The following is a 24,353-nucleotide window of genomic DNA, read 5'->3' on the forward strand; positions in this document are numbered from 1 at the left end:
TTAGCGCAGAGTTAGGAAGCGCGAGCAGGCCCAAATTGCGGCGAAGACGATGCTGCGCACGAAATTTCTCGCCCCTAAGTCGGGCCTAAGTCCTCTGCGCGACGGTCCCACATCGCTTCGGCTCCAGGAGATTTGGGCGTGTCGCAATATTTAGGCGTTGGCGCAAGGCAGATGCTGAACAAGGTTCCGGAGGTCACCGCGATCTTCTGGGCCATCAAGATCCTCTCCACGACGGTCGGGGAGACCGGCGCCGACTATCTCGCGGTTCATGTCGGCCTCGGCGCCAGCCTCACCGCGATCTGTTTGACCGGCCTGCTCGTTGCCGCGCTGCTCACGCAACTGCGCCGCCGGGCGTATGTGCCCTGGATCTACTGGCTCACTGTTGTTCTCGTCAGCATCGTTGGTACACAGCTCACTGATCTGTTGACCGACAAGCTCGACATCAGCCTCTACATCAGCACCGCAGCGTTCGCCTGCGCGCTCGCGGCGACGTTCGCCTTATGGTTCAGCGTCGAGCGCACCCTCTCGATCCATAGTATCGTCACGACGCGACGCGAGCTGTTCTACTGGACCGCGATCCTGTTCACCTTCGCGCTCGGCACCGCAGCCGGCGATCTGTCCGCCGAAGCGCTCGGCCTCGGTTTCCAGCTCGGTGTTGTCGCCTTCAGTGCGCTGATCGCCGCTGTGGCCGTCTCTTATCATTTCGGCGCCAATCCGGTCCTCACCTTCTGGCTCGCCTACATCCTCACCCGCCCGCTCGGCGCCTCGCTCGGCGATCTGCTGTCCCAATCGCGCGAATACGGCGGCATCGGTCTCGGCACGATCCAGACCAGCATCGGCTTCCTGAGCATCATCGTTGGCCTTGTTGCCTGGGTGACGTTCGAAGGCGACGGCGCGCGCCGGGCCGGCCCAGCCCAGTAATTCGCAACGCAGGTTCAACCCGTCCTGCGCCGAGGCAGGAGTTACACCAGGAGACACCGATGAAACTCATTCCCGCCATTGCCGTTTGTCTCGTGACAACGTTCACGGGCGAGCCGAACACGCAGGCAAGCCGGCACTTCACCTTTGTGCCGCTGGCGGAGGCGGCGGCCGCGAAGCTCGGCGACCTTACGCCATTCCGCAGCATCGCGGTCGATGTCGCGGGGCTGATCGACAAGGGCGACCTGGCCGCCGCCAAGGCCAGGATCAAGGACCTGGAGACCAAATGGGACGAAGCAGAAGCCGGATTGAAGCCACGCGCGGCGGCCGACTGGCACATGGTGGACAAGGCGATTGACCGAGCTCTGGAAGCGCTGCGCGCAGGAACGCCGGATGCCGCCAAATGCAAGCAAGCGATCACCGACTTGCTTACGATCATGGATAGCGTCGCCAAGGCCTGAGGTTTCCGCACCGCCTCCCGCCAGTCGCAGGCCATAGTTCTGGCCCAGCAAAGAGGACACGATGGAAGACACTATCAAGAGCAGCCATTTCAGCGAAAGCAAGGTCCCCGAGGTCACGCTCGGTTTCTGGATCATCAAGATCGCCGCCACGACGCTGGGCGAGACCGGCGGCGACACCGTGACGATGACGCTGAACTGGGGTTATCTCGCAGGCACATGCCTTTTCCTGGCGGCGATGGTCGTCCTGGTCGCGGCACAGATTCGCGCGCAGAAATTTCATCCCGCGCTTTATTGGGCCACCATCGTGGCCTCGACCACATTCGGAACCACGATGGCCGACTTCGCCGACCGTTCGCTCGGTATCGGCTACACCGGCGGCGCGACGCTGCTGCTGATCTGTCTCGCGCTGGTGCTCGGCCTCTGGTATCGCATCGAAGGGACCATCTCGGTCAACAGTGTCAGCACCCCGCGGGCGGAAGCCTTCTATTGGGGCGCGATCACGTTCTCACAGACGCTGGGCACCGCGCTCGGCGACTGGATCGCCGACACCGGCGACATGGGCTATCGCGGCGGCGCGCTGATCTTCGCGGCCGGGCTCGCCGTCATCGCAGCGCTCTATCTCTGGACCCGGGTCTCCCGCGTGACCCTGTTCTGGGCCGCCTTCATCCTGACGCGACCGCTGGGTGCAACCGTCGGCGATTTCCTCGACAAGCCGCTGGATCAGGGCGGGCTGGCGCTGAGCCGACCATTGGCCTCCGCCGTCATCGCGACATTCATGGTGGCCTGCCTGCTGCTGATCCCGCAACGTGCGGGGCAGCATCCAGGCGCTAACCGCGCAGCCGAGCGCGCCTAGCGAATGATCGTCGTCAGCGACGAGTAGCGCTTGTTCGGCTTGGCTTCGGCCGCCGAGAACTGCGCAAAGGCGTCGCTGACGCGGGTCGCCGGCGGCGTGTTGCTGGCGAAGCGGAATTCCTGCGGCCCTGGCGCATAGAAGCTGGCGCTGAAATAGGAATCGTCGAAGCGCGCCTCGCCGACCCCGAACAATGTGTCGCACGCAAACAGGAATGCGTAGACTCCCATAATTGCTGCGACGACCTCCTTGAGAACCGACATGTTGATGCCCTGCCCTTTTGCGGCAGGATGCAGGCCGGTTCCAAAGTTCTGGTTTAAGGTGCCGGGCTTCTTGTCCGCACGGTTTGCCGGCACTGAGCGGATTGCAGACAATTTTATCGATCTGCAAAGCGCACGCGCGAAGAGACGCTCGCGACTTCCTCATTGGCAGGAGCCGACGTCACCGGCTGAAGGCGTTCCCGGAGATGCACGCCGTACGATGAAGCGGCCGGCCGCATGCGCCTTGTTCGCGGCGGGCAAGAATGGCAAGCTCGGTTTGGAACCATTCAAGAGACGCCAGCATGTCGCGCGCAAGCGCCAAATCCCTTCCGCAGCTGAGCCTTCGCATCGACCTCGACGGCGAGGACCGGATCGGGCCAGGCAAGATCGAGCTTCTGGAGCAGATCCGCGAGCAAGGCTCGATCTCCGGGGCCGGCCGCGCCATGGACATGTCCTACAAGCGCGCCTGGGATCTCGTCGACGAGATCAACCGGATCTGCGGACATCCTGCGGTCGAGCCGCAGGCCGGCGGCAAGTACGGCGGCGGCGCAATGCTGACACCGTTGGGCGAAAAGCTCGTGGCACGCTACCGCAAGATCGAGCGCGACGCCGCCCGCGCCGTGCACAAGGACCTGGAAGCGCTCAAGAGCGACATTGCCCGCTCCCGCAAATCGTCGTAGCCCTAGTTCGGCCGCACCGTCATCTCGGGCATCGGCTGGGTCAGCGCTTCGCCCAGAAGGCTCTGCTCATCCCTGGGGATCGAGAAACGAACCTTAAAACCGTCTTCGGTTTCCAGCGTGATGATGCGCTGCGTCGTGTCGGTGGATTGTTCGAGCACCCAGGATGCGAGCGGATAGGCATAGCGCAGGCTCTGGTCGCCGTAACGGACCTTCAGCGCCGCCTCGAGCAATCCGGGCAGCGTCATGATGAGCGCGCCGACCTGGTTGAGCGAGACGCTGACCGCGGCGGGATTGCCCGACACGTCCTCGAAGCCCAGCGAGATCGCGCCGCCATCGGACGCCACCTCGCAGGTCGTGAGCTGCCTCACCTTGATTTCCATCGCCGGTCCCGGAACGCAGTTCGCTATATCCGTCAAGATATATCGATAGGTCGAGCCGCGTCCAGCCGCTTTTTCTGGAATTGATCGATTCCGCGACCATTGGCCGGCCCGTGGCAAGCGTGATATATCTCGGAATATAACGAGGCCTGAACGGCCCGTTCTGCAAAGGGAACACAAAGCCTATGAGTGACTTCAATCTTCTCATCGACGGCAAGATGGTGCCCGGCGACCTGACCATGCCGGTTCTCAATCCCGCAACCGAAGAAGTGGTGGCCGAGTGCCCCCGTGCCTCGAAGTCGCAGCTCGATGCGGCCGTCGCGGCGGCGAAAGCCGCCTTCCCCGCCTGGGCTGCGACCTCGATCGAGGACCGTCGCAAGGTCGTGATGAAGATGGCCGACGTGATCGAGGCCAATTCAGGCGAGCTTGCGCGCCTGCTTACCAGCGAACAAGGCAAGCCGCTTGCGGACGCCACCGGCGAAGTGCTCGGCATGGCCGCCTTCTTCCGCTATCTCGGCTCGCTCGATCTGCCGATGAAGGTCATCGAAAATTCCGGCGATCGCAAGGTCGAGGCCTATCGCCGCCCGCTGGGCGTCGTCGGCGCCATCATCCCCTGGAACTACCCGCTCCTGATCCTTGCCTTCAAGCTGCCCTCCGCGCTGATCGCCGGCAACACGCTGATCGTGAAACCCGCCCCGACGACGCCGCTCTCCTCCTTGCGCTTCGCCGAGCTGATCAAGGACGTGGTGCCGAAGGGCGTGCTCAACTTCATCACCGACGCAAATGATCTCGGTGGCGAGATGACCAAGCACCCAGACATCCGCAAGATCTCCTTCACCGGCTCGACCGCAACGGGCCAGAAGGTGATGGCGAGCGCGGCGCAGACGCTCAAGCGCATCACGCTCGAGCTTGGCGGTAACGATGCCGGCATCGTGCTCGACGACGTCGATAAGAAGGTCGCGCCCGGCATCTTCGAAGGCGCGTTCCAGAATTCGGGGCAAGTGTGCCTGGCCATCAAGCGGCTCTATGTGCACGAATCCGTCTATGACGAGCTTTGCGACGAGCTGGTCGCCATCGCGAAGAGTACCGTCGTGGACGATGGCTCCAAGCAAGGAACAAAACTCGGGCCGCTGCAAAACAAGATGCAGTACGAGAAGGTCAAGGCGTTCCTCGAGGACGCGCACAAGAACGGCAAGGTGGTCGCAGGCGGCGCCGCGATGGACCGTCCCGGCTATTTCATCGAGCCGACCATCGTGCGCGACATCAAGGAGGGCTCGAAACTGGTCGACGAGGAGCAGTTCGGCCCGGTGTTGCCGCTGATCAAATATTCCGACAAGGACGATGTGATCCGCCGCGCCAATGCCACCACCTACGGCCTCGGCGCCTCGGTCTGGTCATCCGACATTAACCGTGCGCATGAGGTCGCGACGCGCCTGGAGTCCGGCACGGTCTGGATCAACAAGCATCTCGACATGGCCCCGCACATCCCGTTCGGCGGCGCCAAGCAATCGGGCATCGGCACGGAGTTCGCCGAGGAAGGCCTCGCCGAATTCACCCAGCTCCAGATCATCAACGGCCCGCCAGCGGCCTGATTCGACATCAGGGGTCGCGGCGAAACCGCCGCGGCCCCGATTCATTCTCAAGAGACATACGGAGGCGAACCATGTTCGATGCACATTGCGAGCTCGCCGCTCTCGTTTACGAGAAGCATCAGGACCCGGATGCCGTCCTGCGCGACTTCGCCGCAGATTTGATCGCCCGCGGCCATCGCGTCGTCGGTATGGTGCAGGCCGGCCAATGCGCCGATTCCAGCCTCTCCGCCATCCTGCTTCACAGCTGCGAAAAGCTGCTGCTCGCGCAGGATATTGATCCGGCCGCACAAGGCTGCCGGCTCGATCTTGCGCGCCTGCAAAATGCCGGCATGCGGATCGCAGATGCCCTCGCCCGCGGGGCGGACCTCGTCATCATCAACCGCTTCGGCAAGCGCGAGCGCGACGGCAAGGGCCTGTCTTATCTGATCGAGCGTGCGCTCGATGCCGGCATTCCCGTGGTGATCGCGGTCGGCCAGGATCACTTCGCCGACTGGATCAAGTTCGCCGGCGGCATGAGCGTCAAGCTCGGTTGCGACCGTGGCGCGCTGGACACGTGGTGGCGCACCGTCTCGACCGCCGACATCCAGACGGGAATCGGACCGCATCCGACAGTGTGCGAACTTCTCAAATAGACGGTCAGGAGAGCGGCTCGTCCTTCAGCGCCGCGATCACCTGCGCGCCCGGCGCGGTGAGGCGATACGTCACCAATGGACGGCTCGTTGGCGGCTTGCGGTCGATCTCGACGACGTAGCCGCGCACCATCAGCGCTTCGAAGCTGCCGTAGTAGCCGTGCATGCTGATCTGGCTCTGCTTGAGCAGCTTGAACTCACGCAGCAGGCGGATCTCGTTGCCCGAAAGCAGCGAGCGTCGGACCCTTTGCACGAAGCTCGCGCGCCGCTCGAACCAGGCTGCATCGGGCAGCTCGCGCGAAGACGGCAAGGCGTCGCGGTCGCACGGAGGCGCCTCGACATCGGCCCTTACTGCCGGCGGCGACGGCATGCTGCTGCCGACCGCGTCCCTGACGTCGTCGAGCAACGCAATCGGCCAACGCCGCTTGTTGTCGACCATGACGGGTGGCGGCACGACGTTGTCGCGCACGAGCTGCTCGAAACGGCCGGCGGTCACGCCGACATAAGCGGCCGCGCGGCGGCGGTCGACCAGACGGGCATCCCGCCCATGCTCCAGCTCGCAAGCGATCGTCTCGTCCACCCCAAAATCCCCTGCCGCATCTTTGCGGGCGCGCCGCCGCGCGGGTCCGAGAGGCCCGTCAGCACATGACACTAGGGTGAATTCAGCGCTCTCAAAAGGCAGAGAATTTCGTACATGTTGCTGCCATTTCGGCAACAGCTATTGTGCGTCCGGGGTCCCATGCGCTTTCATTCACCAGCCATCCAGTATTTCCATGCCGTCCGCCGCACCGGCTCGATCCGGGCCGCCGCGCGTCTTCTGAACGTTGCCTCGTCAGCGGTCAGCAGACAAATTATCAAGCTGGAACAAGAGGTTGGCTCGCCCTTGTTTGAGCGGACTGCGCGCGGCCTGACGCTGACTACGGTCGGCGAGATGCTGGCCCGCCACGTCATGAACGTGCTGCAGGACCTCGATCGCTTCCGCTCCGACGTGGCGTCCCTGTCCGGCGCCTGGCGCGGCACTATCAGCATCGCCTGCATCGAGTCTCTCACGGAATCGGTGCTGCCGGATCTGATCGCCTCGCATCGCAGCAGGGCCAGGCGCGTCAGCTTCACAGTCGAGGTGATGGGATCGTCCGACGTGCTCGAAGCCCTGCGGCGGGGCGAGGCCGACATCGGCATTGCCATCGCGCTCCGGCATCCGCCCGATTTGCGCCAGGTCGCGCTGAAACGGTTTCGCCTCGGCGCGCTGGTCGCCCGCGAACATCCGCTGGCGCGCCGCAAGACCGTCACGCTGGAGCAGTGTCTCGCCTTCCCCGTCATTCAGGCGCTGCCGGAGCTCTCGATCTACCATTTGCTGCAGCCGCTGATCGCGCAGCTCTCGGAGACACCGGAGCCGGCGATCCAGGCCAACTCGATCGACCTGATGCGCGAGCTCGCCGCGCGCGGTGTCGGCGTCGCCTTCCAGACCCAGCTCGGCATCACCAGGCTGTGGCGCGATGCGCAGCTCGTGTTCCTACCGCTCGACAATGCCGGCAGCCCGGTCTGGTCCGATCTCGGCGTCTATGTCCGTGCCGAGCGCACCCTGCCCGCCTTCACGGACTCATTTCTCCAGGAGCTGGTGCGCGAACTGGGCGAGCGTGAGCGGCACGAGACTGCGGCGTACCCGCAAGTCGTGTGATAAGGCGCCGCAGTAGTTTTACGGAATAGGGCCAAGGGCCTGCCACCTGATACCTTCCGCGCATTATTCGCACTCCTCCTGGCACCGCTTGGTATTCAGACATGCCGGTTCGTCAGCTCACAGCTTCGCGCATCCTCCGCATCGAGCGCTTTTCGGATTTCGACGAGTTTCGCGCCAATGACGTCCTCGGTCTGGGCGTCAGCACGCCGCTGCGCCCGCACGAGGTCTCGCTGTCGCGCGCCATCCTGCCGCTCCAGGACGGGCTGTTCGTGCTCCAGCGCGCCTTCGCTCGCCGTTTCGAGGCCGAGGTCGGCACCGACCCACGGGTGTCCGGTTCATTGGAAGTATAGTCCAAGGTTCAACTGGTTTTGGTTGATAGGGACGGACTGCAGAGGTTCGAGCAAGTTGTTGATCGGACGTCTGTGCATGAGATTGGTGCGGACGAGCCGGGCAAATTCGAGGGGACTGTGTACCGCTTTTTGAGCGAGCTGGGCCATGCGCAGGAGGAGAAACGCGATCAGGGCGATGGCGATCTGAATGCGGACTGCGTTCTCGGAGACGCCGATAAAATGCCTGATTCGAAGCGTCTGCTTGACCCAGCGGAAGAACAATTCGATCTGCCAGCGCTGTTTGTAGAGCTCGGCGATCTCTTCTGCCGACGCGTCGAGATCATTGGTCACGATACGCAACTGCTTGCCGCTCTCAATGACGACGCAGATCTCCCTGACCGGAACTTGCAGCGGATTCTTGCGGCTGTTGGCGAGGCGGGCCGGCAAGTGACCGATCCGGTCGCTCACAATATTGCTGTTCTTGGAGACGTGGTTCTCCCTTATCACGTCGAGCGGAGTGTTCTTCTTCAACCGCGTCACGAAGCGGCAGCCGGCCTCATCGAGCTTCGCCCACCAGCCATAATCGTAGTAACCGAGGTCGTAGACGTAGGTTGCGCCCAGCTCAATCGGCATGGCCTTCGCAGCCGTGATGTCGTTGACGTTGGCTGGCGTCACCGCAAAGTAAACCGGCCGATCGGCATTCGGATCGTAGACGATATGCGCCTTGGCCCCGAACACATCGGCCGAAAATGTCGCCCAGCTCTCGCTCAGGCTGGAGAGCCTAATACTGGTAGAATCAATCAGGCGGACCGCATCCGCGGTTGCCCGCCGCAGCCCGCGATGCGCCTGCGGCAGCATCTGTGCGAACAGCTCGCTGAACACCTGCCAAGGTCGCTGCGAGTTGGCGTCCGACATCGTCGAGCGCTTCACCGGCGCCGCCCCCACGTGATAAAGCCGCGTCTCGTGGCTTGCCATCCCAGTCACGATCTCCCGCAGGCTCGTCGAGCCGCTCAATTGCCCATACAGCAGTGCAATAAAGTGGCGCTTCGTCGTCAACTTGCGCACCAATCGATCGGCCCCGTACTTCTCCACGACCTGTTCGAACTTAGACCAAGGGATTTGCTTCGTTAGACTGTGAAATACGCTATTCTGATGCCGCATGGCGTGGACTTCCTTCCGTGTCTCGAACGTGTGCGAAGCGCTCGAAACACAGAAGAATCCCCGTCATGCACCCTGTCCACAACAATCGAACCGGACACCCGTGGCACCGACCAGGGCATCGGCCTCACGGTCCCGTTCTCGTTTCACGCAATCACCAACGGCCATGAGATCGACAGCTCCATGGTGAACGTCGTGCGCGGCAAGGTCCCGATCGATTCCCTCGCATACGGCACCAATACTTTCCTGATGATGCGCTTCAACTCTGAAATGCGCCATCGCGGCTGGGCTGACTACACCAGCGGCCTCACGTACTACCGCCCACAAGACGCGGCCATGACACGGCTGCGAAGCGCGATCACGAGCATGTTCAACCTGGCCTCCAGCCTCGACGACCCCAGGGAGTTCGCCATGCTCAACCGGCCGATCCAGGAGACGCTGCTCGCCTGCCTCGACGACACACTGGTGACGTCCGATAGTCTCCGCGCACGCCCGGGGTCGTTCGACAAGCACCGCAAACTGATCGCGCAGCTCGACGAAATCGCGGCGACATTCGGCAGCCGCCCGCTCTACAGCGAAGACCTCGCCGCCGCGCTCAACATCTCGGTGCGCACCCTCCAGACCGCAACACATGCGGTGCACGGCGTGAGCTTGCACCATTATCTGCGGCTCAAGCGGCTGTGGTCCACCCGCGTTCAGCTCATGTCCGGCTTCTCCGGCTTGAGCGTCAAGGCCGCAGCGCTCGGCAACGGCTTCTGGCACCTCGGCGATTTTTCGCGCGGCTATCGCGTGGCGTTCGGCGAGATGCCCTCCGAGACGCTGGCGCGGAGCCGGCGTCTCTGATCAGGCCCGCTCACGTCATCACGCGTGACCGTTCTCCTTGCGATGCCCGTTCTCGCTGAGACGATCGACCCAGGCGATGCCGATCGCGGAGACGATGAAGGTCAGGTGGATCAGCACCTGCCACATCACGCCGGTCTCGGTGAAATTGCTGCGCGTGGTGCCGAGATTGCCGGCCTCGATGAAAGTCCTGAGCAGCGAAATCGAGGAGATGCCGACGATTGCCATGGCCAGCTTGATCTTGAGCACGCTGGCATTGACGTGGCTCAGCCATTCCGGCTCGTCGGGATGGCCGCGCAGGTTCAGGCGCGAGACGAAGGTCTCGTAGCCGCCGACGATCACCATGACGAGCAGGTTGGAGATCATGACGACGTCGATCAGCCCGAGCACGACGAGCATGATCTGTTGCTCGCTGGCGTCGAACGAGTGCGCGACCAGGTGCCAGAGCTCCTTCAGGAACAGCAGGACATAGACCGCCTGCGCGACGATGAGGCCGACATAGAGCGGCAATTGCAGCCAGCGCGAGCCGAAGATCAGCCGCGGAAACAGGCCGACCGGCGGGTTCGCCAAAGGTGCTTTGGATTCAGACGACATCGATCACTCCAGGAAGATGAAGACAGAAAGACGAAGGCGGGACTTAAAGGCTCGCGATGACAGGTGCGAGCTCGAGCGAGCCGCGATAGATCATTTCGGCGGCGACGTAGACGATGATGGCGAGGCCGACATAGGCGATCCAGCGCTGCGTCTGCAGCACGCGGCCGAGCAGATCGGCGGCAACGCCCATCAGCGCGACCGACAGAAGCAGGCCGAAGGCCAGGATGTAGGGATGCTCGCGCGCCGCACCCGCGACCGCGAGCACATTGTCGAGCGACATCGAGACGTCGGCGGCGACGATCTGCATCGCCGCCTGCCCGAACGTTTTCCGGGGCAAAGCCGCGCCGGCCGCGCCGCCGCCATGGCTGAACGCGAATTGGCTGGATTGCGCGGCCTGCTCGCGCAGCTCGCGCCACATCTTCCAGCACACCCACAGCAACAGCACGCCACCGGCCAGCAGCAGGCCGATCACTTGCAGGAGCTGGGTCGCGACCCCGGCAAAGACGATGCGCAAGCCGGTGGCCACGATGATGCCGACGACGATGGCGCGGCGGCGCTGATCGGGCGGAAGGCCTGCCGCGGCAAGACCGATGACGACAGCATTGTCGCCGGCGAGCACGAGGTCGATCAGAACGACCTGCAGCAGCGCGGTCAGCGCGTCGGCCGTGATGAATTCAGTCATGTCTCATCATTTTTGGGAGCGGATGGATCCAGCCAGTGCGGCTTGCGGCGCTCGATCCAATCGAAGACCTTCGAGCGCGACGCGCGCAGCGCCGGCACGTCCTCGGCGAGCAGCGCGAGGCCCAGCGGCAGCATCCAGATGCCGAGCACAGGCAGGAAGGACAGCACGCCACCGACGACGAGCAGCGCGCCCGAGGGAATCCGGACCCAGCGGCTGGACGGCTGCAGGAGGTAGCCGACCGCGCCGGCAAGGCGCGGCGGCAGCCGATGGACGAGCGCGTCGAGCCGCGGGTCGCCACCCGCAGGCCTGCCGCCGGCGCCCTCGAATTTCGTCCCCTGCTCGTCCGAAGCTGCGCTCATGATCACCTCTTTGCGGCCGCGCTGGCCCCGACCGGCTTCGCGCGCGGCAGCACCAGCGTCAGCAGGCGCAACAGCTTGATCGCCTGCACTTCGTGCGGATGCACGTCTTCGTCCGCCGCCGCGACGCGCTCCGACAACTCGATGAGATGGGACGACAGCGGCAGGTCCGCGACCGGGCGCAAAGTTTCGATGACGACATTGGCGAAGTCGGGCTCCTCGAGCCGTTCGGCGAGCTCGTCGAACATGGACGACAAACGATCGTCGGCGATGCCAGGCGCCAGGCCGCGCTCCCTGATGAAGCGGATCACCTCGTCGCGCTCGACCGGCGAGACGCGCCGGTCGGCGACGGCAACGAGCGCGCCTGATATCACCAGCGCCACCGCAGCCTGCTCGTTGAAACGTGACGGTTCGGTGATCTCGATCAGGGTGGACGTATTGACGTCGGACATCGTCGCTCCTCATTCTTGCGAATTGGCCGCGCGGAGCTTGCGATGGGGACGATTGGGCCGGAGGGAACTCAAGAAGGCCCGACAATCGGCCGATCCATCGCATTCGCGCGGGACAGGTCATCCGACATCGCGAGGTTTTGCTGAGACGATCAGCGGCCTCGCCAGAGGGGCCCGGATTCTTGTTCGCTTCAGACATAAAGATGCATGGATCGGAATCAAGGCGACACGACTGCGACCAGCAGCCGCAGATCAGTTCCGCGTTGTCATATTCATTACCGTCATCGCACGCGCAGGCGGGCGATCCAGTATTCCAGAAGCGGCGCAGCTGGAATCGAGGAGTCGCGGCGTACTGGCTTCCCCGCCTTCGCGGGGAATCACAGCGGAGTGTTCGCGCGTCTACCTTGCCCGCTCCACGAGATGCGCACGCGTTGGTGACGGATCGAACCGATCGCCGAAATATTGCGTTTCGTGCGCCACCAATCCGTCACGGAATTCCATGATGCTGACCACGTAGGACGGCACCCCGTCATAGGTCAGGACGAACTCGCTCACCCAGAGATCGCCGCCGCCGATGATCCGCCGCACCGTGAAGCGCTTCTGGTTCGGCTGCACGAAACGGCTCTGCTGAATATTCCGCCGTCCGCGGATGCGTTCGCCGGACTGCGGATAGTCGAGCACGGCATCCTCGCGATAGATGTCATGTTCTGCCTCGAAATCATTCGCGTCCGAAGCGTCCCAATGACGCTGCAGCGCCGCGCGTGTGGCCATGTCATCCATCGCGATCTCCCGCCTTGTGGTTTCCTGTCTTTAAATCAGCGTGCAGGCGGCCGGCGGCAAGACCAGCTCGCAAAGTCTAACAAAGCCTAACGTGCCAAGGCCGCGATCCGGATGCAGATTGCCACTGCCTCGATCGGGAATCCGCCGGGTCGACGCGCCGCTCTGGTCACCCCGGGGAACACAAATGGCACGCTTGCTGTCCGTCAATGTCGGCCTGCCCCGCGACGTCGTCTGGCAAGGCAGGACGGTGCATACCGGCATCTGGAAGACTCCCATCGAGGGCCGGCGCAGGGTGCGGAAGCTCAACATCGACGGCGATGGCCAAGGCGATGCCGCGGGTCACGGCGGCGAGCAGCGCGCCGTGTACGTCTATCAGGACGAGTCCTATCGTTTCTGGCAAGAGCATCTCGGGCGCGCGAACCTCGTCCCCGGTCAATTCGGCGAGAACTTCACGGTCGAAGGCCTCGTCGACAGCGACGTCTGCATCGGAGATCGCTTCAGGATCGGCTCTGCCCTGCTCGAAGTGACGCAGCCGCGCGTCACGTGCTACCGGCTCGGCATTCGCATGCAGGAGCCCGACATGGCCGCCCTGCTGGTCAAGCACGGCCGGCCCGGCTTCTATTGTCGCGTGATCGAGGAAGGTGACGTCGGGGCCGGCGACGAGATCATCCAGGTCGCGCGCGGACCGGAAAGCATGAGCGTGTCCGAGATCAACGCGCTGCTTTACCTGCCCCCTCACCCGCGTGACAGGCTCGAATGCGCGCTGAAGATTCCGGCGCTGAGCCGTGGCTGGCGTCATTCCTTCGAGGCATTGCTTGGCCAGAATGCGGCAGCCGGCAATGCCGGGCTCGGCCCGGCGGCGAACCCGGCACCGGCGTGGCGCGGCTTCCGGCCATTTCGCGTCGTGCGCAAGATCTTCGAAACCGACGACGTGACGTCGTTGGTCCTCGAACCTGCGGATGGACGTGCCGGGGCGGCGGCTCTGCCCGGTCAGTTCGTCATCATCAGGCTCGGGCCCTCCGGCACGCCGGCGATGACGCGCAGCTATTCGCTGTCGAGCAACATCGATGCGGCGTCCTATCGCGTCAGCATCAAACGGGAGCCGCACGGCATGGCCAGCGCATACGTCGCCGACGAGCTCCAGCCCGGCGACGTCGTGCAGCTCGGTGCGCCCCGCGGCAGTTTTACGCTGCGACAGGACACGCGGCCCGTGGTCCTGCTGAGCGCCGGCATTGGCGTGACGCCGGTGCTCGCCATGCTCCACGCGCTCGCAACAGAAGAATCCCAACGAGATATTTGGTGGCTGCACGGCACCCGCAACGGCCGCGAGCATGCTTTCGGCGCCGAGGTGCGCGAACTCCTGACCGGACTTCCTCACCATCACGGCCACGTCCGTTACAGCAGGCCCGACCCCGGCGATCGGCTGGGAATCGATTTCGACAGCGTCGGACGTCTGGATGCCGCCCTGCTCCGGCAACTCGATTTGCCGCGAGACGGCGACTTCTATCTGTGCGGACCGGCCACCTTCATGAGCGACCTCACCTCGGGGCTCCGCGCTTGGGGCGTCGCGCCCGATCGTATCCACACCGAGTTGTTCGGCGCTGGACCGTCGCTGACGCCCGGCATCGCGACGTCGGCAACGAAGATCCCCCCGCATGTGCTGGCGGGAGCGCCGGGCCCCGGGCCGGTGGTGTCCTTCGCCCGCAGCGGCCTCAATGTCCGCTGGGGACCGTCCTATGCGAGCCTGCTCGAACTGGCCGAGACCTGCGACGTCCCCGTGCGCTGGTCCTGCCGGACGGGGGTCTGCCACAACTGCGAGAGCGGGCTCATTGCCGGTGACATCGGCTATCAGCCCAATCCGCTCGACGCACCGGCGGACGGAAACGTCCTGATCTGCTGCGCCCGGCCGGTCAGCGACATCGTGATCGATCTCTAAGACAGAGGAGAACCTCATGCGGTCAGACATGGTACCGGGAGCAACCTTTCCGGACTACGAGCTCAGCGACCATATTGGCAAGCACCGCAAGCTTTCCGAGCTGCAAGGCATCGATCCGATGATCGTCGTGCTCGGTCGCGGCGGATATTGTCCGAAGGACCGTCGCCAGACCGAAGGGCTGGTGCAGCTCCATCGCGAGATGGAGGTGGGCTATTGCCGGCTCGTCACCATCACCACCGATACCATCATCCAGACCAACGAATACCGAACCGGCGCCGCAGCGCATTGGCCCTTCCTGTCGGATCCCAGGCGGATCGTGCAGAAGGATCTCGACATCGCCGAATACACCGATCCCGTCCACAATCCGATGATTCCGCATGTCGTCGTGCTGGAGCCCGGCTTGCGCATTCACAAAGTCTATAACGGCTACTGGTTCTTCGGTCGGCCGACCGTCGAAGAATTACGCGGCGATCTCAGAGCCGTCAGCATGAGATGTCGTCCGGATTGGGACATCACAGCGCCTGGACTCAGGGCGCAGTGGGACCAGGGCCGCAAAGAGCATTTCTATCCCTACGGCAAGACTTACGCCGAAACGCTCGGCGAATAGGGCCAGGGGCGCAGGCGATTGCCGATCTGGCCTGATGGAATCGCCAACGTCTGGCCATTTATGAAAGGCCGGATTCCGGCTATCTCCGTACCAAGAACGGAGACACGCCATGTACATCCCCCCGGCTTTCAGGGACGACGACATCGAGAGCATCCGCGCAACCATTCGCGCCGCCCGCCTCGCGAGCCTCGTCACGGCCACCGCGGAGGGTCCGGTCGCGACACCGTTGCCGCTTCTCCTCGACGAGAGCGAAGGCGAGCGCGGCGTGCTGTATGGGCATGTCGCGAAAGCCAATCCGCAATGGAAGTTGCCGCCGATCGGCGATGCGCTCGCGATCTTCTCGGGTCCCGACGCCTATGTGACGCCGTCCTGGTACGCGACCAAGCAGGAGACCGAGAAGGTCGTGCCGACCTGGAACTACGTTGCCGTCCATGCCTACGGCCCGGTGGAATTCTTCCAGGAGCCGGAGCGCCTGCTCGAGGTCGTGACGCGGCTGACGGGCAAGCACGAAGGCGCGCGCCCAAAGCCCTGGGCCGTCAGTGACGCGCCCGCCGATTTCATCGCCGCGCAGTTGCGCGGGATCGTCGGGCTGCGCATCCCCGTGGTGCGGTTCGAAGGCAAACGCAAGATGAGCCAGAACCGGCCGGAGGCCGATCGCATCGGTGTCGCACGGGGCCTCGCGGCGAGCGACAACGCCGATGATCGTGAGGTCGCGCCCCTGATCCCGCTCCCGACCTGAGCCGATGGCGCCCATTGCGCGTCCCGGAGGGAACGACCGAATTGTTCCGTCCGGCCTCGCAATTTCGGGGGTCCCCGAGGCGGAACCCGTCTCGGTCCGACGGATTATCGCCCGCAGGTGGTACCGTCGCCGGGTGGCATGATGACAATTGCATCGGATGTCTTGAAATTGCTGCGCCTCGATTCCTCAGACGACAAGCAGCATCTCGTCATTCGCTCCGCCGGCGGCCGCGGCAAGGCGGCGGACTATTCATTCGGCATCGAGGAGGAGTATTTCCTCGCCGATCGCCGCACCCTCGAGGTCGCGATCCAGACCCCGAACGAGTTGTTCGAATCGGCGAACTGGTCGACCGGCGGCCAGGCCATGCGCGAGATGCTGCAATCCCAGCTCGAGATCGCCACCAACGTCCACGTCGACGTCAATGACGCACGGGAAGAGCTGAGATTCCTGCGCCGCGAGGTCGGCAACGTCGCCGCGCAATATGGCTTTGTCATCATGGCCTGCGGCACGCACCCCACCGCCGTCTGGCGCATGTCGCAGCCGAGCCCGAAGCCGCGCTACGAGGAGATGATCGAGGATCTGCGCAGCATCGGCCACCGCAACATGATGTGCGGCATGCACGTGCATGTTCAACTGCCGGATCCCGAGAAGCGGATGGCGGTGATGCGGGCGATGCTGCCGCATCTGCCGCTGTTCATTGCGCTGTCGGCCTCCTCCCCGTTCTGGAATTCGCACAAGACGGGACTGAAAGGCTACCGGCTCGCGGCCTATTCCGAACTGCCGCGCACCGGCCTGCCCGAGCTGTTCGAGAGCAAGCGTGAGTATGACGATTATGTCGGCGCATTGCAGCGCTCCGGCGTGATCCCGGACGAGAGCCACATCTGGTGGGCGATGCGGCCGTCGATGAAGCATCCGACACTGGAGCTCCGTGCGCCCGACACCTGCACCCTCGTCGACGACGCCGTCGCCATCGCCTCGCTGTATCGTTGCCTGACGCGGCATCTCTATCTGCGGCCGCATCTGTCGAAGCAGGTCAATGCGGTCGAACGCGCGATTGCGGTCGAGAACAAATGGCGCGCCCAGCGCTACGGCACCGACTGCATCTTTGCATCCAGGGACGGTCCGGTGACGATCTCGGAGATGCTCGCGCGAATCATCGACGACACCGCCGAGGACGCCGACGCATTGGGCTGCGCCGCCGACATCGAGCACTGCCGCACCATTGTCGACCGCGGCAGCTCGGCGGAATTCCAGCTTCGTGCCTATCGCGACAACGGCGATGATCTCGCGGCCGTGTCACGATGGATCGCGACATCGACAATCTCGGGAACGAGCGCGCCGGTCGGGCGCAGCGCTCAAGCGCCGTCGTAGCGCTCGAGCGCCCTTTGCCTCAAGCGCGCGCCACCAGGCGTGGACGGAACACGGACTCGACGGTGGGGGCCTGTGCCGCAGCGAGCTTTCGTGCCGACCTGCGCCGCGGAATGAAGAAGCTGCTCACGACGATCGGCTCGAAATCGCCGAGCGCAGTCCGCTCCTTCACCAGCAGGCTCATGACCGAGCGCATCTTGATGACTTCCTGCGCCACGAAGCTGCAATCCTCATCGCGGTTGATCTGTTCGTGCATGATCGCCTCAGCCTCGCGCATGCTGACGCGGAGCGCTCTGATGGTTCTGCGGATGTCGTTGATGCGGTTGTCCATGGCTGCCTCCATCTCGGTCGCAGCATAAGAACAAAACATGAACAAGATGTCAATTGCAGCCTGCGCCGATTGCGGTGTCACGCGCGATCCGCCGACGGCGCCGCTGCACGTGCGCTGAGATTCTTGCTGACAAATTAGACACGTGACGCCGCTGCCCGGCAATCGCGACGCCCTCGCGACGCCTGGCGCGATCGACGTCGACTGCCGATCTAACCTCCGGTGCAATCACCGAATTTTTTCCTGATCGGGCCCTCCGCATGGCAGCGCCAGGCGTGCTTGCTGCCCGGCCAACCGACTGGCCCAAAATTCGCAATGACATTGCAAGCTTGGCAATGGCGCAGAGCGGAGAACGTCATGAACGTGCATGCTGCGGGCGATCTCAAGACATCAGGCCTCACCCATCCGAACGGCGCGCCGCTCCGCCTCAACGTCAAGGACTTCGTTGCGATCGATCGCGACAAGAATGCAAAATTCGAAGCGACCTACCGTCCGCAAGCGCTCTACAATCGCGCCAGCGAAGGCTTTCACGCCAACAACGAGACCTTCCTGCTCCATGAAGTCGCGACCAACCTGCCGATCTATCGTCCCGACACCGGCCCCACGGATTTCCATCTGCATCTGCCGCCCGGCGGCTTTCAGCTCGTGCTGGTGACCTCCGGCGCATTCACCTTCGACTATGACGGACGCTGGTACAATGTCGGCCCCGGCGCGGTGATGCTGCAAAGCGCGATCGTGCACCGCCAGCTCTTCTACACCTGGTCGGGGCTATCGACCGAAGAGAATTTGAAGACGCCGCAGACCGTCGTGCCGGACCCGATCTCGATGGGCTATTCCGGCAAATTCCTCGAAGCCTTCATCACCGATCCCACGACCTTCCCGAACCCGACCATCGTCGGACCTGATAAGATCAATGAAGACGAAACGCCGCGCGTGGCCTGGAGCCATCCGTTGCATGATCGTCCCGCTGACGCCGGCTTCTGGCTCCAGGATCCCCTCGCGCTGGATGCGCTCTACAAGCCGCTCACCGACGGTTCGGTCAAATCGGCGCAGCAGGTTTACGTGCGCGATATCGGGATCGAGGCTCCGAGCGGTCATCTCGTGACCGGCCATGTCATCGCAACCGATCCGCATGGGCACGCACTCCTGCCGAAGAGCACGTCTGCCGCCGCCGATGCAACGTGCTTTGCCAAGGGCGAGGTCGTGATCTATCGCGTCATTCGCGGCACGGCCGAGTTCAAGAAGAAGGATGGCGAGCGCTTCGAGCTCTCTGCCGGTGATGTGGTCACATCGGGCAAGGATTCGATCGGCCTGATCGGCGTCGGCGAAAACACCCAGGTGCTTCGGCTCGGTCTTCTCAAGGGCATCAACGATCTTCGCAGCTGGACACCGACGCAGCGCGACGAGATCGATGGCCTTGCCAGCCAGATCATCACGCACAGGGACATTCGTCCGCTGCGCACCGAAGGCAAACCGGTCGGCTATCTGTACGGCTAGGCGCGAGCGCAGTGTCAACGCGCCCGCTGCCGCTCTTGCCCCTTCGCGAATGGTGCTGGTAGTTCATAGGCGATCGAATTTGCCTGGAGCACCAGCTTCACCCGTGAGCCCTGCCGTCACCAGAACCTGCGGAAGCTGCACCGCCTGCTGCGATGGCTGGCTGCAGATCGAGGTCCGCGGCCACAAGGTGGGCAAAGGGCAGCCGTGCCCGTTCAGCGTTGCACATCAATGCTCGATCTATGCTGACCGCCCGCAGCATCCCTGCCGCGAATTTGTCTGCGGCTGGCTGGTCGCGTCGAGCCCGCTGCCGGATTGGATGCGGCCGGACCAATCCAGCATGATCATGCTCGCTGCCAATTTTGTCTGGCGCGGCCTGCCGGTCGACGTCGCGGTGCCGGTCGGCGACCAACCAAAGAAGAAAGCGCTGGACTGGCTGACGCAGTTTTGCGCCGAGAACAGGCGGCTGCTGGTGTACCAAATCGGCGAGGAGTGGTTCGCGTTCGGTCCGCCGCTGTTCCAGACCGACATTGCCGACCGTCTCGCCCGCGGCGAAACGCCGTGGAGCGATTGAAGCTGGGCGCAGGGCAAGCCCTCGAATTCACTAGGCTTTTAGCGCGAAACCGCCTGCCTCCATCGCAATGCGGCAGATCGCCGCGCGACACGTTTTGCGAAGAATAGTTGCCCTTCAGACACACGCGGCCGGAAAGCGAGCAACATCGCAGCAATCGCGTTGTATATGGCATCTGGCATACATTAACTTCCGCTTTATCCCGGACCCATCTGAGAGTCCGCGGCGATAAAGGGGAAACCAATGAGGAAGGCCTTTCTGCTCGGCACAGGCTTCGCGGCCCTCTGTGCAACTACAATTAGCCATCCACTGAAAGCCGCAACCATAGATGACGTGGTTGCCCGCCTCGATGCGCTCGAGCGCAGCAATGCCAAGCTTGCGAAGGAAAACGCGCAGCTGCGCGAACGCGTCAATCACATCAGCGAGCCGAGGACCGCCGCGACGGCCGTCGCGCCGGGTTCGCCGAAGGGCAACCCGGTTCTGCATGCGGCGGTGGCACCGTCGCCGGCCCCCGCGGCGCCCGAGCACACCGTCGTCAGCATCGGCGGCGCTCCGCTCTACAGCAAGGCGCCGGGAAGCAATCCCTTCATCGACAACACCACCGTGACGCTCTACGGCCACGTCGATCTGTCCGGTGACATCTTCAATCCCGGCGTCTACGACCAGGGCACGAAGTTCGGTGTCGCCAGCAACCTCACCTATTTCGGCATTCGCGCGCGGCACAACCTCGATCCCTATGGCTATCCCGGTTGGGCGGCCATCGCGCAGTTCGAGTCGCTCGTGGAGGTCGCGGCCGTTCCGACCGAACGCGCAGCGTTCGGCACTCGCGACAGCTTCCTCGGCATGGAGAGCCCGTGGGGCACGATCAAGGCCGGCAAGGCCGACACGCCCTACAAGAAGGCGACGGCGAAGTTCGATCCGTTCTCGGCCACGCTCGGCGACTACAACTCGATCATGGGCAACACCGGCGGCGATCTCCGCGCCGAGTTCGATTGGCGCGCCGCGCATGCAATCTGGTATGAATCGCCGGTGTGGAACGGCTTCCAGGCCACAATCATGGTCTCGCCGGGACAGAACACTGCCAAGGACAACAGCGACTACGCGCTCGGCGATTTCAACTGCCCGGCCACCTCGTCACGCGGCAGCGGTTCAGGCTTCCCGCTCACGTCGGCGCCGGAGGGCTGCACTGACGGCTCGTACGGCAACCTCTACAGCGCATCGCTGACCTACAACAAGAGCGGGTTCACCGGCGTCGCCGCCTACGAGTTCCACGAGGGCACCAACCGAACCGGCGACGAGGCCGTGACACCGCTCAGCAATGGCGGCGTTCTCACCGTGCCGACCGGAGCGGTCGGCATCGCCAACGAGTGGGCCGCAAAGGTCGGCGCGGGCTACAAGTTCAACGACATGATCGGCAGCCTGCAGCTCTACGGCATCTACGAGATCATGCGCCGCGAGCACACGGTCGCCGCCTTCAACGAGCGATCGCGCGACGGCTACTTCCTCAGCGCGACCCAGTCCGTCGAAAAATGGGACCTCAGTGCATCCTGGGCTCACGCCAATGCCTCGCCGGGCTCGCCGGGCACGGGCGTCCTCAACGCCTATCCCACCCCCGGCGTCGCGGTCTCCGCTCCGGCTGGTGCCGCCGACTTCGCGCTCAATACCGTCGACTCCAGTGCCGACCAGTACGCAGTGGGCGTGAAGTATCACTTCAGCCCGTTCGTGAGCTGGTACATGGTGGGCAGCTATCTGCGCAACGGCCCGGGCGCGCATTACTGCCTGGGTGTCAGCGGACATGGCTACGGCGTGTGCGGACGCGATGCCAACAACAACGTCATTGCCGGCAACAAGGCCGAAGCGGTCACGACAGGCATGACGTTCGACTTCTGAGCAGAAGAAAGACGACAGCGGGGAGCCCGTCGCGGCTCCCCGTCCTTTGTCCGCCCTACTCTGCCGCCTGGCGCACGTGGCGCGCGGTCGGCGTGCGCATCGTCACGAGCTCCTCGGCCGCGGTTGGATGCAGCGCGATGGTTGCGTCGAAATCGGCCTTGGTCGCTTTCATCTTCACGGCGATCGCGACGGCTTGCGTCACCTCGGCGGCGCAATCACCCACGATGTGGCAGCCGAGCACCCGATCGGTCGAACCGTCGACCACGAGCTTCATCAGCACGCGCGTGTCGCGACCCGACATTGTCGCCTTGATCGGGCGGAACGTCGTCTTGTAGATGTCGACGTGACTGAACTGCGCGCGCGCCTCGGTTTCGGTCAGACCGACGGTGCCGACTTCCGGCTGCGAGAACACCGCAGTCGGGATGTTGGAATGGTCGACCTGCACCTCGCGCTTGCCAAACACGGTGTCGGCGAAGGCATGGCCCTCGCGGATCGCGACCGGCGTCAGGTTGAAGCGATGGGTGACGTCGCCGATCGCAAAGATGCTCTCGACCGAACTCCTGGAGAAATGATCGACAGCAATGCCGCCGTTCTTCGGGTTGATGGCGACGCCGGCCTTGTCGAGGCCGAGATTGGCCACATTGGGATGGCGGCCGATCGCGAACATGACCTGGTCAGAGGCAACGCTCGATCCATTCGACAAATGCGTGGTGAATTCCTCGCCATGACGATCGACCTTCGTCACCGTGCAGCCGGTGAGAATGGTGATGCCCTGCTTTTCCATCTCGCTGCGGACATGGGCGCGCACGTCTTCGTCGAAGCCACGCAGAATGTTGTCACCGCGATAGATCACGGTGACGTCGGAGCCGAAACCGTTGAAGATGCCGGCGAACTCCAGCGCGATATAGCCGCCACCCTGGATCACGATCCGCTTCGGCAGCTTCTTGAGGTGAAAAGCCTCATTCGAGGAGATCACATGCTCGATGCCTGGAATCGCGACCCCGTGATTGGGCGCACCGCCGGTGGCGATCAGGATGTATCTTGCGGTGATCTTCTTGTCGTCCGTGAGCAGGCGGACAGTGTGCTTGTCCTCGATCACGGCGCGGCTCTTGACGATCTGCGCGCCCGACTTCTCCACATTGGCCGTGTAGGCCGCTTCGAGCCGCGCGATCTCCTTGTCCTTGTTGGCGATCAGCGTCGGCCAGTCGAAGTGTGCTGCCGGAACGGTCCAGCCGAAGCCGGCGGCATCCTCGAGGTCGTGACGAACATGCGAGCCGATCACGAACAGCTTCTTCGGCACACAGCCGCGGATCACGCAGGTGCCGCCCATGCGGTACTCTTCCGCGATCATCACGCGGGCGCCGTACCCGGCCGCGATGCGGGCGGCGCGCACGCCGCCCGAACCGCCACCGATGACAAAGAGGTCGACGTCGAATTCAGCCATTGTCCCCTCCGACCCCTTCAACCCGAAGCGCGGCGCTGCGCTCGAGGGATTTCTGATCGCTATCCTCTCAAATAGGTACGGTCAGATTTCCTTGCCACGCTTGCGCATCTCGGTGCGGAAGGCGCTCGCGACGACCTCGGAGAAGTTCCGCGCCCAGTCGTTCATGACCTGCATGCTGAGGCTGATGGCCTTGGGTTCATTGGTGAGCAGCTTCTGGCCGAGCGGCGACTTGTAGAACGTGACGAGGTCCTTCAGCTCCTGCTCGGTGAACTCGCCGGCATAGACCCCCACCATGCCGTCGCCAATCTCGGACTCGCGGCCCGCGAGCTGCTTGGCGATAACAGGGGCGAGCTCGTTGAGATCCTTCTGGTAGTTGAGGTTCTGCCCGATCAGGGTGGTCTTGACCTTCTCCACCATGCCCGGCACGGCGCCGGCGTACATCGCGCTGGCATTCTTCAGCTGCAAAATCTCCTTCGCAGCAGCGATCGCCCCCGGAGAGGGGGCCGCCGGCTGCTGTTGCGCGGTCGCAGGTGCTGCCCCCAGCGCCAGCACGAGGGCGAGGCACGCAGCGGGCACGATCTTCAAAGCGCTCTTCATTCCTAGTCTCCTTTCGGCGGCTTATCGCCGTTCAATCACGCGGATTCCCTCGCCACCCGCCAAAACAGCCGAGCTGGCCAAGCCGATGAACAACCCATGCTCGACCACGCCGGGGATCGCGCTCAGCGCCTTGGCGAGGCTCGCCGGATCGGCAATGCGTCCGAGCTGGGCATCGACGATCCAGTGGCCGCCATCAGTGACGAAAACGTGGCCATCTTTGGCCTTGCGGACCGCCATTTGCCCGGAAACGCCGCATTCTACAAATGCCTTCTCGATGGCGCGGCGGGTCGCCCCGAGCCCAAACGGGATCACCTCGACCGGCAGCGGAAAGCGACCGAGCGTCGGCACCCATTTGGTGTCGTCGGCAATCACGATCATGCGATCCGAAGCGGCCGCCACGATTTTCTCGCGCAGCAATGCCCCGCCGCCGCCCTTGATCAGATTGAGCTGGGGATCGATTTCGTCGGCGCCGTCGACGGTGATGTCGAGATGGTCGATCTCGTCGAGCGTGGTCAACGGCACGCCACAGCGCTCTGCGTCGGCGCGGGTTGCCTCCGAGGTCGGCACACCGATCACATTGAGCCCGGCGGCGACGCGCTCTCCCAGCAGCTCGACGAAATGCTTGGCCGTCGAGCCGGTCCCGAGCCCGAGCTGCATCCCGTCGCGCACCTCGTCCAGCGCGCGCGCCGCAGCCTGCCGCTTCAACTGGTCCATATTCACGTTTGCGCCCGCCTCTCAAAGTCAGG

29 protein-coding genes are annotated in these 24,353 nt (G+C 63.8%); 16 read left to right on the forward strand and 13 right to left on the reverse strand.

Going from position 1 to position 24,353, the window contains the following annotated elements; all coding sequences use genetic code 11:
* Positions 1-171 precede the first annotated feature (171 nt).
* From XH91_RS21580 to XH91_RS21590, 3 genes are all read left to right on the forward strand, one after another.
* Positions 172-921, forward strand: a complete 750-nt coding sequence (locus tag XH91_RS21580; protein ID WP_128954939.1) for a COG4705 family protein — start codon at positions 172-174, stop codon at positions 919-921.
* A gap of 59 nt (positions 922-980) precedes the next feature.
* The gene (locus XH91_RS21585) at positions 981-1,379 is read left to right on the forward strand and encodes a hypothetical protein (RefSeq protein ID WP_245477164.1); all 399 of its coding nucleotides are present in this window, start codon (positions 981-983) and stop codon (positions 1,377-1,379) included.
* A gap of 61 nt (positions 1,380-1,440) precedes the next feature.
* Positions 1,441-2,232: a COG4705 family protein gene (locus XH91_RS21590; protein ID WP_128952434.1), complete on the forward strand. Its 792-nt coding sequence runs from the start codon at positions 1,441-1,443 to the stop codon at positions 2,230-2,232.
* Here the strand turns inward: XH91_RS21590 and XH91_RS21595 are convergent.
* Positions 2,229-2,492 (reverse strand): hypothetical protein, encoded by a 264-nt coding sequence (locus XH91_RS21595; RefSeq protein ID WP_128952435.1) that lies wholly within the window; start codon positions 2,490-2,492, stop codon positions 2,229-2,231. The two genes, XH91_RS21590 and XH91_RS21595, sit on opposite strands and share 4 nt — an antisense overlap.
* A gap of 299 nt (positions 2,493-2,791) precedes the next feature.
* On the opposite strand from XH91_RS21595, the gene XH91_RS21600 reads away from it, so the two are divergent.
* On the forward strand, positions 2,792-3,169 hold the full coding sequence (locus tag XH91_RS21600; RefSeq protein WP_128952436.1) for a winged helix-turn-helix domain-containing protein: 378 nt from the start codon (positions 2,792-2,794) through the stop codon (positions 3,167-3,169).
* 2 nt (positions 3,170-3,171) lie between these two features.
* Here XH91_RS21600 and XH91_RS21605 read toward each other — a convergent pair whose 3' ends face one another.
* The gene (locus XH91_RS21605) at positions 3,172-3,549 is read right to left on the reverse strand and encodes a hypothetical protein (protein WP_128952437.1); all 378 of its coding nucleotides are present in this window, start codon (positions 3,547-3,549) and stop codon (positions 3,172-3,174) included.
* Between the two features lie 182 nt (positions 3,550-3,731).
* Between XH91_RS21605 and XH91_RS21610 the strand changes: the two genes are divergently transcribed.
* Both XH91_RS21610 and XH91_RS21615 read left to right on the forward strand, forming a co-directional pair.
* Entirely contained in the window at positions 3,732-5,138 is a 1,407-nt protein-coding gene (locus XH91_RS21610; protein WP_128952438.1) for an aldehyde dehydrogenase family protein, read from the forward strand.
* Between the two features lie 71 nt (positions 5,139-5,209).
* On the forward strand, positions 5,210-5,770 hold the full coding sequence (locus XH91_RS21615; RefSeq protein ID WP_128952439.1) for a DUF2478 domain-containing protein: 561 nt from the start codon (positions 5,210-5,212) through the stop codon (positions 5,768-5,770).
* Positions 5,771-5,774: 4 nt separating this feature from the next.
* Here the strand turns inward: XH91_RS21615 and XH91_RS21620 are convergent, their stop codons facing one another.
* Positions 5,775-6,347, reverse strand: a complete 573-nt coding sequence (locus XH91_RS21620; RefSeq protein ID WP_128952440.1) for a hypothetical protein — start codon at positions 6,345-6,347, stop codon at positions 5,775-5,777.
* A gap of 159 nt (positions 6,348-6,506) precedes the next feature.
* On the opposite strand from XH91_RS21620, the gene XH91_RS21625 reads away from it, so the two are divergent.
* On the forward strand, positions 6,507-7,445 hold the full coding sequence (locus XH91_RS21625) for a LysR family transcriptional regulator (RefSeq protein WP_128952441.1): 939 nt from the start codon (positions 6,507-6,509) through the stop codon (positions 7,443-7,445).
* A gap of 101 nt (positions 7,446-7,546) precedes the next feature.
* Positions 7,547-7,795, forward strand: a complete 249-nt coding sequence (locus XH91_RS21630; protein WP_245477165.1) for a hypothetical protein — start codon at positions 7,547-7,549, stop codon at positions 7,793-7,795.
* Here the strand turns inward: XH91_RS21630 and XH91_RS21635 are convergent.
* Complete coding sequence (locus XH91_RS21635; protein WP_128950217.1) at positions 7,781-8,935, reverse strand: IS4 family transposase; 1,155 nt, start codon at positions 8,933-8,935, stop codon at positions 7,781-7,783. The two genes, XH91_RS21630 and XH91_RS21635, sit on opposite strands and share 15 nt — an antisense overlap.
* Here XH91_RS21635 and XH91_RS21640 point away from each other — a divergent pair.
* A complete protein-coding gene (locus XH91_RS21640; protein ID WP_128952442.1) occupies positions 8,927-9,775 on the forward strand; it encodes a helix-turn-helix domain-containing protein in 849 nt (282 codons plus the stop codon). The genes XH91_RS21635 and XH91_RS21640 overlap by 9 nt on opposite strands.
* An 18-nt stretch (positions 9,776-9,793) precedes the next feature.
* Here the strand turns inward: XH91_RS21640 and XH91_RS21645 are convergent, their stop codons facing one another.
* The 5 genes from XH91_RS21645 to XH91_RS21665 form a co-directional block, all read right to left on the reverse strand.
* Positions 9,794-10,366 (reverse strand): TIGR00645 family protein, encoded by a 573-nt coding sequence (locus XH91_RS21645; RefSeq protein WP_128952443.1) that lies wholly within the window; start codon positions 10,364-10,366, stop codon positions 9,794-9,796.
* 43 nt (positions 10,367-10,409) lie between these two features.
* The gene (locus XH91_RS21650) at positions 10,410-11,048 is read right to left on the reverse strand and encodes a TerC family protein (protein WP_128952444.1); all 639 of its coding nucleotides are present in this window, start codon (positions 11,046-11,048) and stop codon (positions 10,410-10,412) included.
* Positions 11,045-11,407: a hypothetical protein gene (locus tag XH91_RS21655; protein ID WP_164933725.1), complete on the reverse strand. Its 363-nt coding sequence runs from the start codon at positions 11,405-11,407 to the stop codon at positions 11,045-11,047. Before XH91_RS21655 ends, XH91_RS21650 begins: the two co-directional genes overlap by 4 nt.
* A gap of 2 nt (positions 11,408-11,409) precedes the next feature.
* Complete coding sequence (locus tag XH91_RS21660) at positions 11,410-11,856, reverse strand: TerB family tellurite resistance protein (RefSeq protein ID WP_128952446.1); 447 nt, start codon at positions 11,854-11,856, stop codon at positions 11,410-11,412.
* 396 nt (positions 11,857-12,252) lie between these two features.
* Positions 12,253-12,633, reverse strand: a complete 381-nt coding sequence (locus tag XH91_RS21665; protein ID WP_128952447.1) for a nuclear transport factor 2 family protein — start codon at positions 12,631-12,633, stop codon at positions 12,253-12,255.
* Positions 12,634-12,817: 184 nt separating this feature from the next.
* Between XH91_RS21665 and XH91_RS21670 the strand changes: the two genes are divergently transcribed.
* The 4 genes from XH91_RS21670 to XH91_RS21685 all read left to right on the forward strand — a co-directional run bounded on the left by XH91_RS21670 (position 12,818) and on the right by XH91_RS21685 (position 17,286).
* Positions 12,818-14,569 carry an MOSC and FAD-binding oxidoreductase domain-containing protein gene (locus tag XH91_RS21670; RefSeq protein WP_128952448.1) on the forward strand — a complete coding sequence of 584 codons (1,752 nt, stop codon included), beginning with the start codon at positions 12,818-12,820 and terminating at the stop codon, positions 14,567-14,569.
* A gap of 16 nt (positions 14,570-14,585) precedes the next feature.
* Complete coding sequence (locus XH91_RS21675) at positions 14,586-15,176, forward strand: redoxin domain-containing protein (protein ID WP_128952449.1); 591 nt, start codon at positions 14,586-14,588, stop codon at positions 15,174-15,176.
* A gap of 109 nt (positions 15,177-15,285) precedes the next feature.
* A complete protein-coding gene (locus tag XH91_RS21680) occupies positions 15,286-15,915 on the forward strand; it encodes an FMN-binding negative transcriptional regulator (RefSeq protein ID WP_128952450.1) in 630 nt (209 codons plus the stop codon).
* Positions 15,916-16,056: 141 nt separating this feature from the next.
* Positions 16,057-17,286 carry a carboxylate-amine ligase gene (locus XH91_RS21685; RefSeq protein WP_128952451.1) on the forward strand — a complete coding sequence of 410 codons (1,230 nt, stop codon included), beginning with the start codon at positions 16,057-16,059 and terminating at the stop codon, positions 17,284-17,286.
* Between the two features lie 19 nt (positions 17,287-17,305).
* Here the strand turns inward: XH91_RS21685 and XH91_RS21690 are convergent, their stop codons facing one another.
* On the reverse strand, positions 17,306-17,614 hold the full coding sequence (locus tag XH91_RS21690; protein WP_245470705.1) for a hypothetical protein: 309 nt from the start codon (positions 17,612-17,614) through the stop codon (positions 17,306-17,308).
* 354 nt (positions 17,615-17,968) lie between these two features.
* Here XH91_RS21690 and XH91_RS21695 point away from each other — a divergent pair, with 354 nt between their 5' ends.
* From XH91_RS21695 to XH91_RS21705, 3 genes are all read left to right on the forward strand, one after another.
* Positions 17,969-19,108 carry a hypothetical protein gene (locus XH91_RS21695; RefSeq protein WP_128952452.1) on the forward strand — a complete coding sequence of 380 codons (1,140 nt, stop codon included), beginning with the start codon at positions 17,969-17,971 and terminating at the stop codon, positions 19,106-19,108.
* A gap of 103 nt (positions 19,109-19,211) precedes the next feature.
* Positions 19,212-19,679, forward strand: a complete 468-nt coding sequence (locus XH91_RS21700) for a hypothetical protein (RefSeq protein ID WP_128952453.1) — start codon at positions 19,212-19,214, stop codon at positions 19,677-19,679.
* Positions 19,680-19,919: 240 nt separating this feature from the next.
* On the forward strand, positions 19,920-21,566 hold the full coding sequence (locus XH91_RS21705) for a porin (protein WP_128952454.1): 1,647 nt from the start codon (positions 19,920-19,922) through the stop codon (positions 21,564-21,566).
* Positions 21,567-21,621: 55 nt separating this feature from the next.
* Here the strand turns inward: XH91_RS21705 and gor are convergent, their stop codons facing one another.
* From gor to rpiA, 3 genes are all read right to left on the reverse strand, one after another.
* Positions 21,622-23,010, reverse strand: a complete 1,389-nt coding sequence (gene gor / locus XH91_RS21710) for a glutathione-disulfide reductase (protein WP_128952455.1) — start codon at positions 23,008-23,010, stop codon at positions 21,622-21,624.
* An 81-nt stretch (positions 23,011-23,091) separates the two neighbouring features.
* Complete coding sequence (locus tag XH91_RS21715; protein ID WP_128952456.1) at positions 23,092-23,607, reverse strand: DUF2059 domain-containing protein; 516 nt, start codon at positions 23,605-23,607, stop codon at positions 23,092-23,094.
* Positions 23,608-23,628: 21 nt separating this feature from the next.
* Entirely contained in the window at positions 23,629-24,327 is a 699-nt protein-coding gene (gene rpiA / locus XH91_RS21720) for a ribose-5-phosphate isomerase RpiA (RefSeq protein WP_128952457.1), read from the reverse strand.
* Positions 24,328-24,353: the final 26 nt, after the last annotated feature.

Source organism: Bradyrhizobium guangzhouense, from assembly GCF_004114955.1.
In the GTDB taxonomy this organism is placed as follows: domain Bacteria; phylum Pseudomonadota; class Alphaproteobacteria; order Rhizobiales; family Xanthobacteraceae; genus Bradyrhizobium; species Bradyrhizobium guangzhouense.

Excerpts from the sequence above, each read along its gene's own strand:
- XH91_RS21580 (WP_128954939.1), top strand. The coding sequence starts at position 172 with ATGCTGAACAAGGTTCCGGAGGTCACCGCGATCTTCTGGGCCATCAAG.
- XH91_RS21585 (WP_245477164.1), top strand. The coding sequence starts at position 981 with ATGAAACTCATTCCCGCCATTGCCGTTTGTCTCGTGACAACGTTCACG.
- XH91_RS21590 (WP_128952434.1), top strand. The coding sequence starts at position 1,441 with ATGGAAGACACTATCAAGAGCAGCCATTTCAGCGAAAGCAAGGTCCCC.
- XH91_RS21595 (WP_128952435.1), bottom strand. The coding sequence starts at position 2,492 with ATGTCGGTTCTCAAGGAGGTCGTCGCAGCAATTATGGGAGTCTACGCA.
- XH91_RS21600 (WP_128952436.1), top strand. The coding sequence starts at position 2,792 with ATGTCGCGCGCAAGCGCCAAATCCCTTCCGCAGCTGAGCCTTCGCATC.
- XH91_RS21605 (WP_128952437.1), bottom strand. The coding sequence starts at position 3,549 with ATGGAAATCAAGGTGAGGCAGCTCACGACCTGCGAGGTGGCGTCCGAT.
- XH91_RS21610 (WP_128952438.1), top strand. The coding sequence starts at position 3,732 with ATGAGTGACTTCAATCTTCTCATCGACGGCAAGATGGTGCCCGGCGAC.
- XH91_RS21615 (WP_128952439.1), top strand. The coding sequence starts at position 5,210 with ATGTTCGATGCACATTGCGAGCTCGCCGCTCTCGTTTACGAGAAGCAT.
- XH91_RS21625 (WP_128952441.1), top strand. The coding sequence starts at position 6,507 with ATGCGCTTTCATTCACCAGCCATCCAGTATTTCCATGCCGTCCGCCGC.
- XH91_RS21630 (WP_245477165.1), top strand. The coding sequence starts at position 7,547 with ATGCCGGTTCGTCAGCTCACAGCTTCGCGCATCCTCCGCATCGAGCGC.
- XH91_RS21640 (WP_128952442.1), top strand. The coding sequence starts at position 8,927 with ATGCCGCATGGCGTGGACTTCCTTCCGTGTCTCGAACGTGTGCGAAGC.
- XH91_RS21635 (WP_128950217.1), bottom strand. The coding sequence starts at position 8,935 with ATGCGGCATCAGAATAGCGTATTTCACAGTCTAACGAAGCAAATCCCT.
- XH91_RS21645 (WP_128952443.1), bottom strand. The coding sequence starts at position 10,366 with ATGTCGTCTGAATCCAAAGCACCTTTGGCGAACCCGCCGGTCGGCCTG.
- XH91_RS21650 (WP_128952444.1), bottom strand. The coding sequence starts at position 11,048 with ATGACTGAATTCATCACGGCCGACGCGCTGACCGCGCTGCTGCAGGTC.
- XH91_RS21655 (WP_164933725.1), bottom strand. The coding sequence starts at position 11,407 with ATGAGCGCAGCTTCGGACGAGCAGGGGACGAAATTCGAGGGCGCCGGC.
- XH91_RS21660 (WP_128952446.1), bottom strand. The coding sequence starts at position 11,856 with ATGTCCGACGTCAATACGTCCACCCTGATCGAGATCACCGAACCGTCA.
- XH91_RS21665 (WP_128952447.1), bottom strand. The coding sequence starts at position 12,633 with ATGGATGACATGGCCACACGCGCGGCGCTGCAGCGTCATTGGGACGCT.
- XH91_RS21670 (WP_128952448.1), top strand. The coding sequence starts at position 12,818 with ATGGCACGCTTGCTGTCCGTCAATGTCGGCCTGCCCCGCGACGTCGTC.
- XH91_RS21675 (WP_128952449.1), top strand. The coding sequence starts at position 14,586 with ATGCGGTCAGACATGGTACCGGGAGCAACCTTTCCGGACTACGAGCTC.
- XH91_RS21680 (WP_128952450.1), top strand. The coding sequence starts at position 15,286 with ATGTACATCCCCCCGGCTTTCAGGGACGACGACATCGAGAGCATCCGC.
- XH91_RS21685 (WP_128952451.1), top strand. The coding sequence starts at position 16,057 with ATGACAATTGCATCGGATGTCTTGAAATTGCTGCGCCTCGATTCCTCA.
- XH91_RS21690 (WP_245470705.1), bottom strand. The coding sequence starts at position 17,614 with ATGGACAACCGCATCAACGACATCCGCAGAACCATCAGAGCGCTCCGC.
- XH91_RS21695 (WP_128952452.1), top strand. The coding sequence starts at position 17,969 with ATGAACGTGCATGCTGCGGGCGATCTCAAGACATCAGGCCTCACCCAT.
- XH91_RS21705 (WP_128952454.1), top strand. The coding sequence starts at position 19,920 with ATGAGGAAGGCCTTTCTGCTCGGCACAGGCTTCGCGGCCCTCTGTGCA.
- gor (WP_128952455.1), bottom strand. The coding sequence starts at position 23,010 with ATGGCTGAATTCGACGTCGACCTCTTTGTCATCGGTGGCGGTTCGGGC.
- XH91_RS21715 (WP_128952456.1), bottom strand. The coding sequence starts at position 23,607 with ATGAAGAGCGCTTTGAAGATCGTGCCCGCTGCGTGCCTCGCCCTCGTG.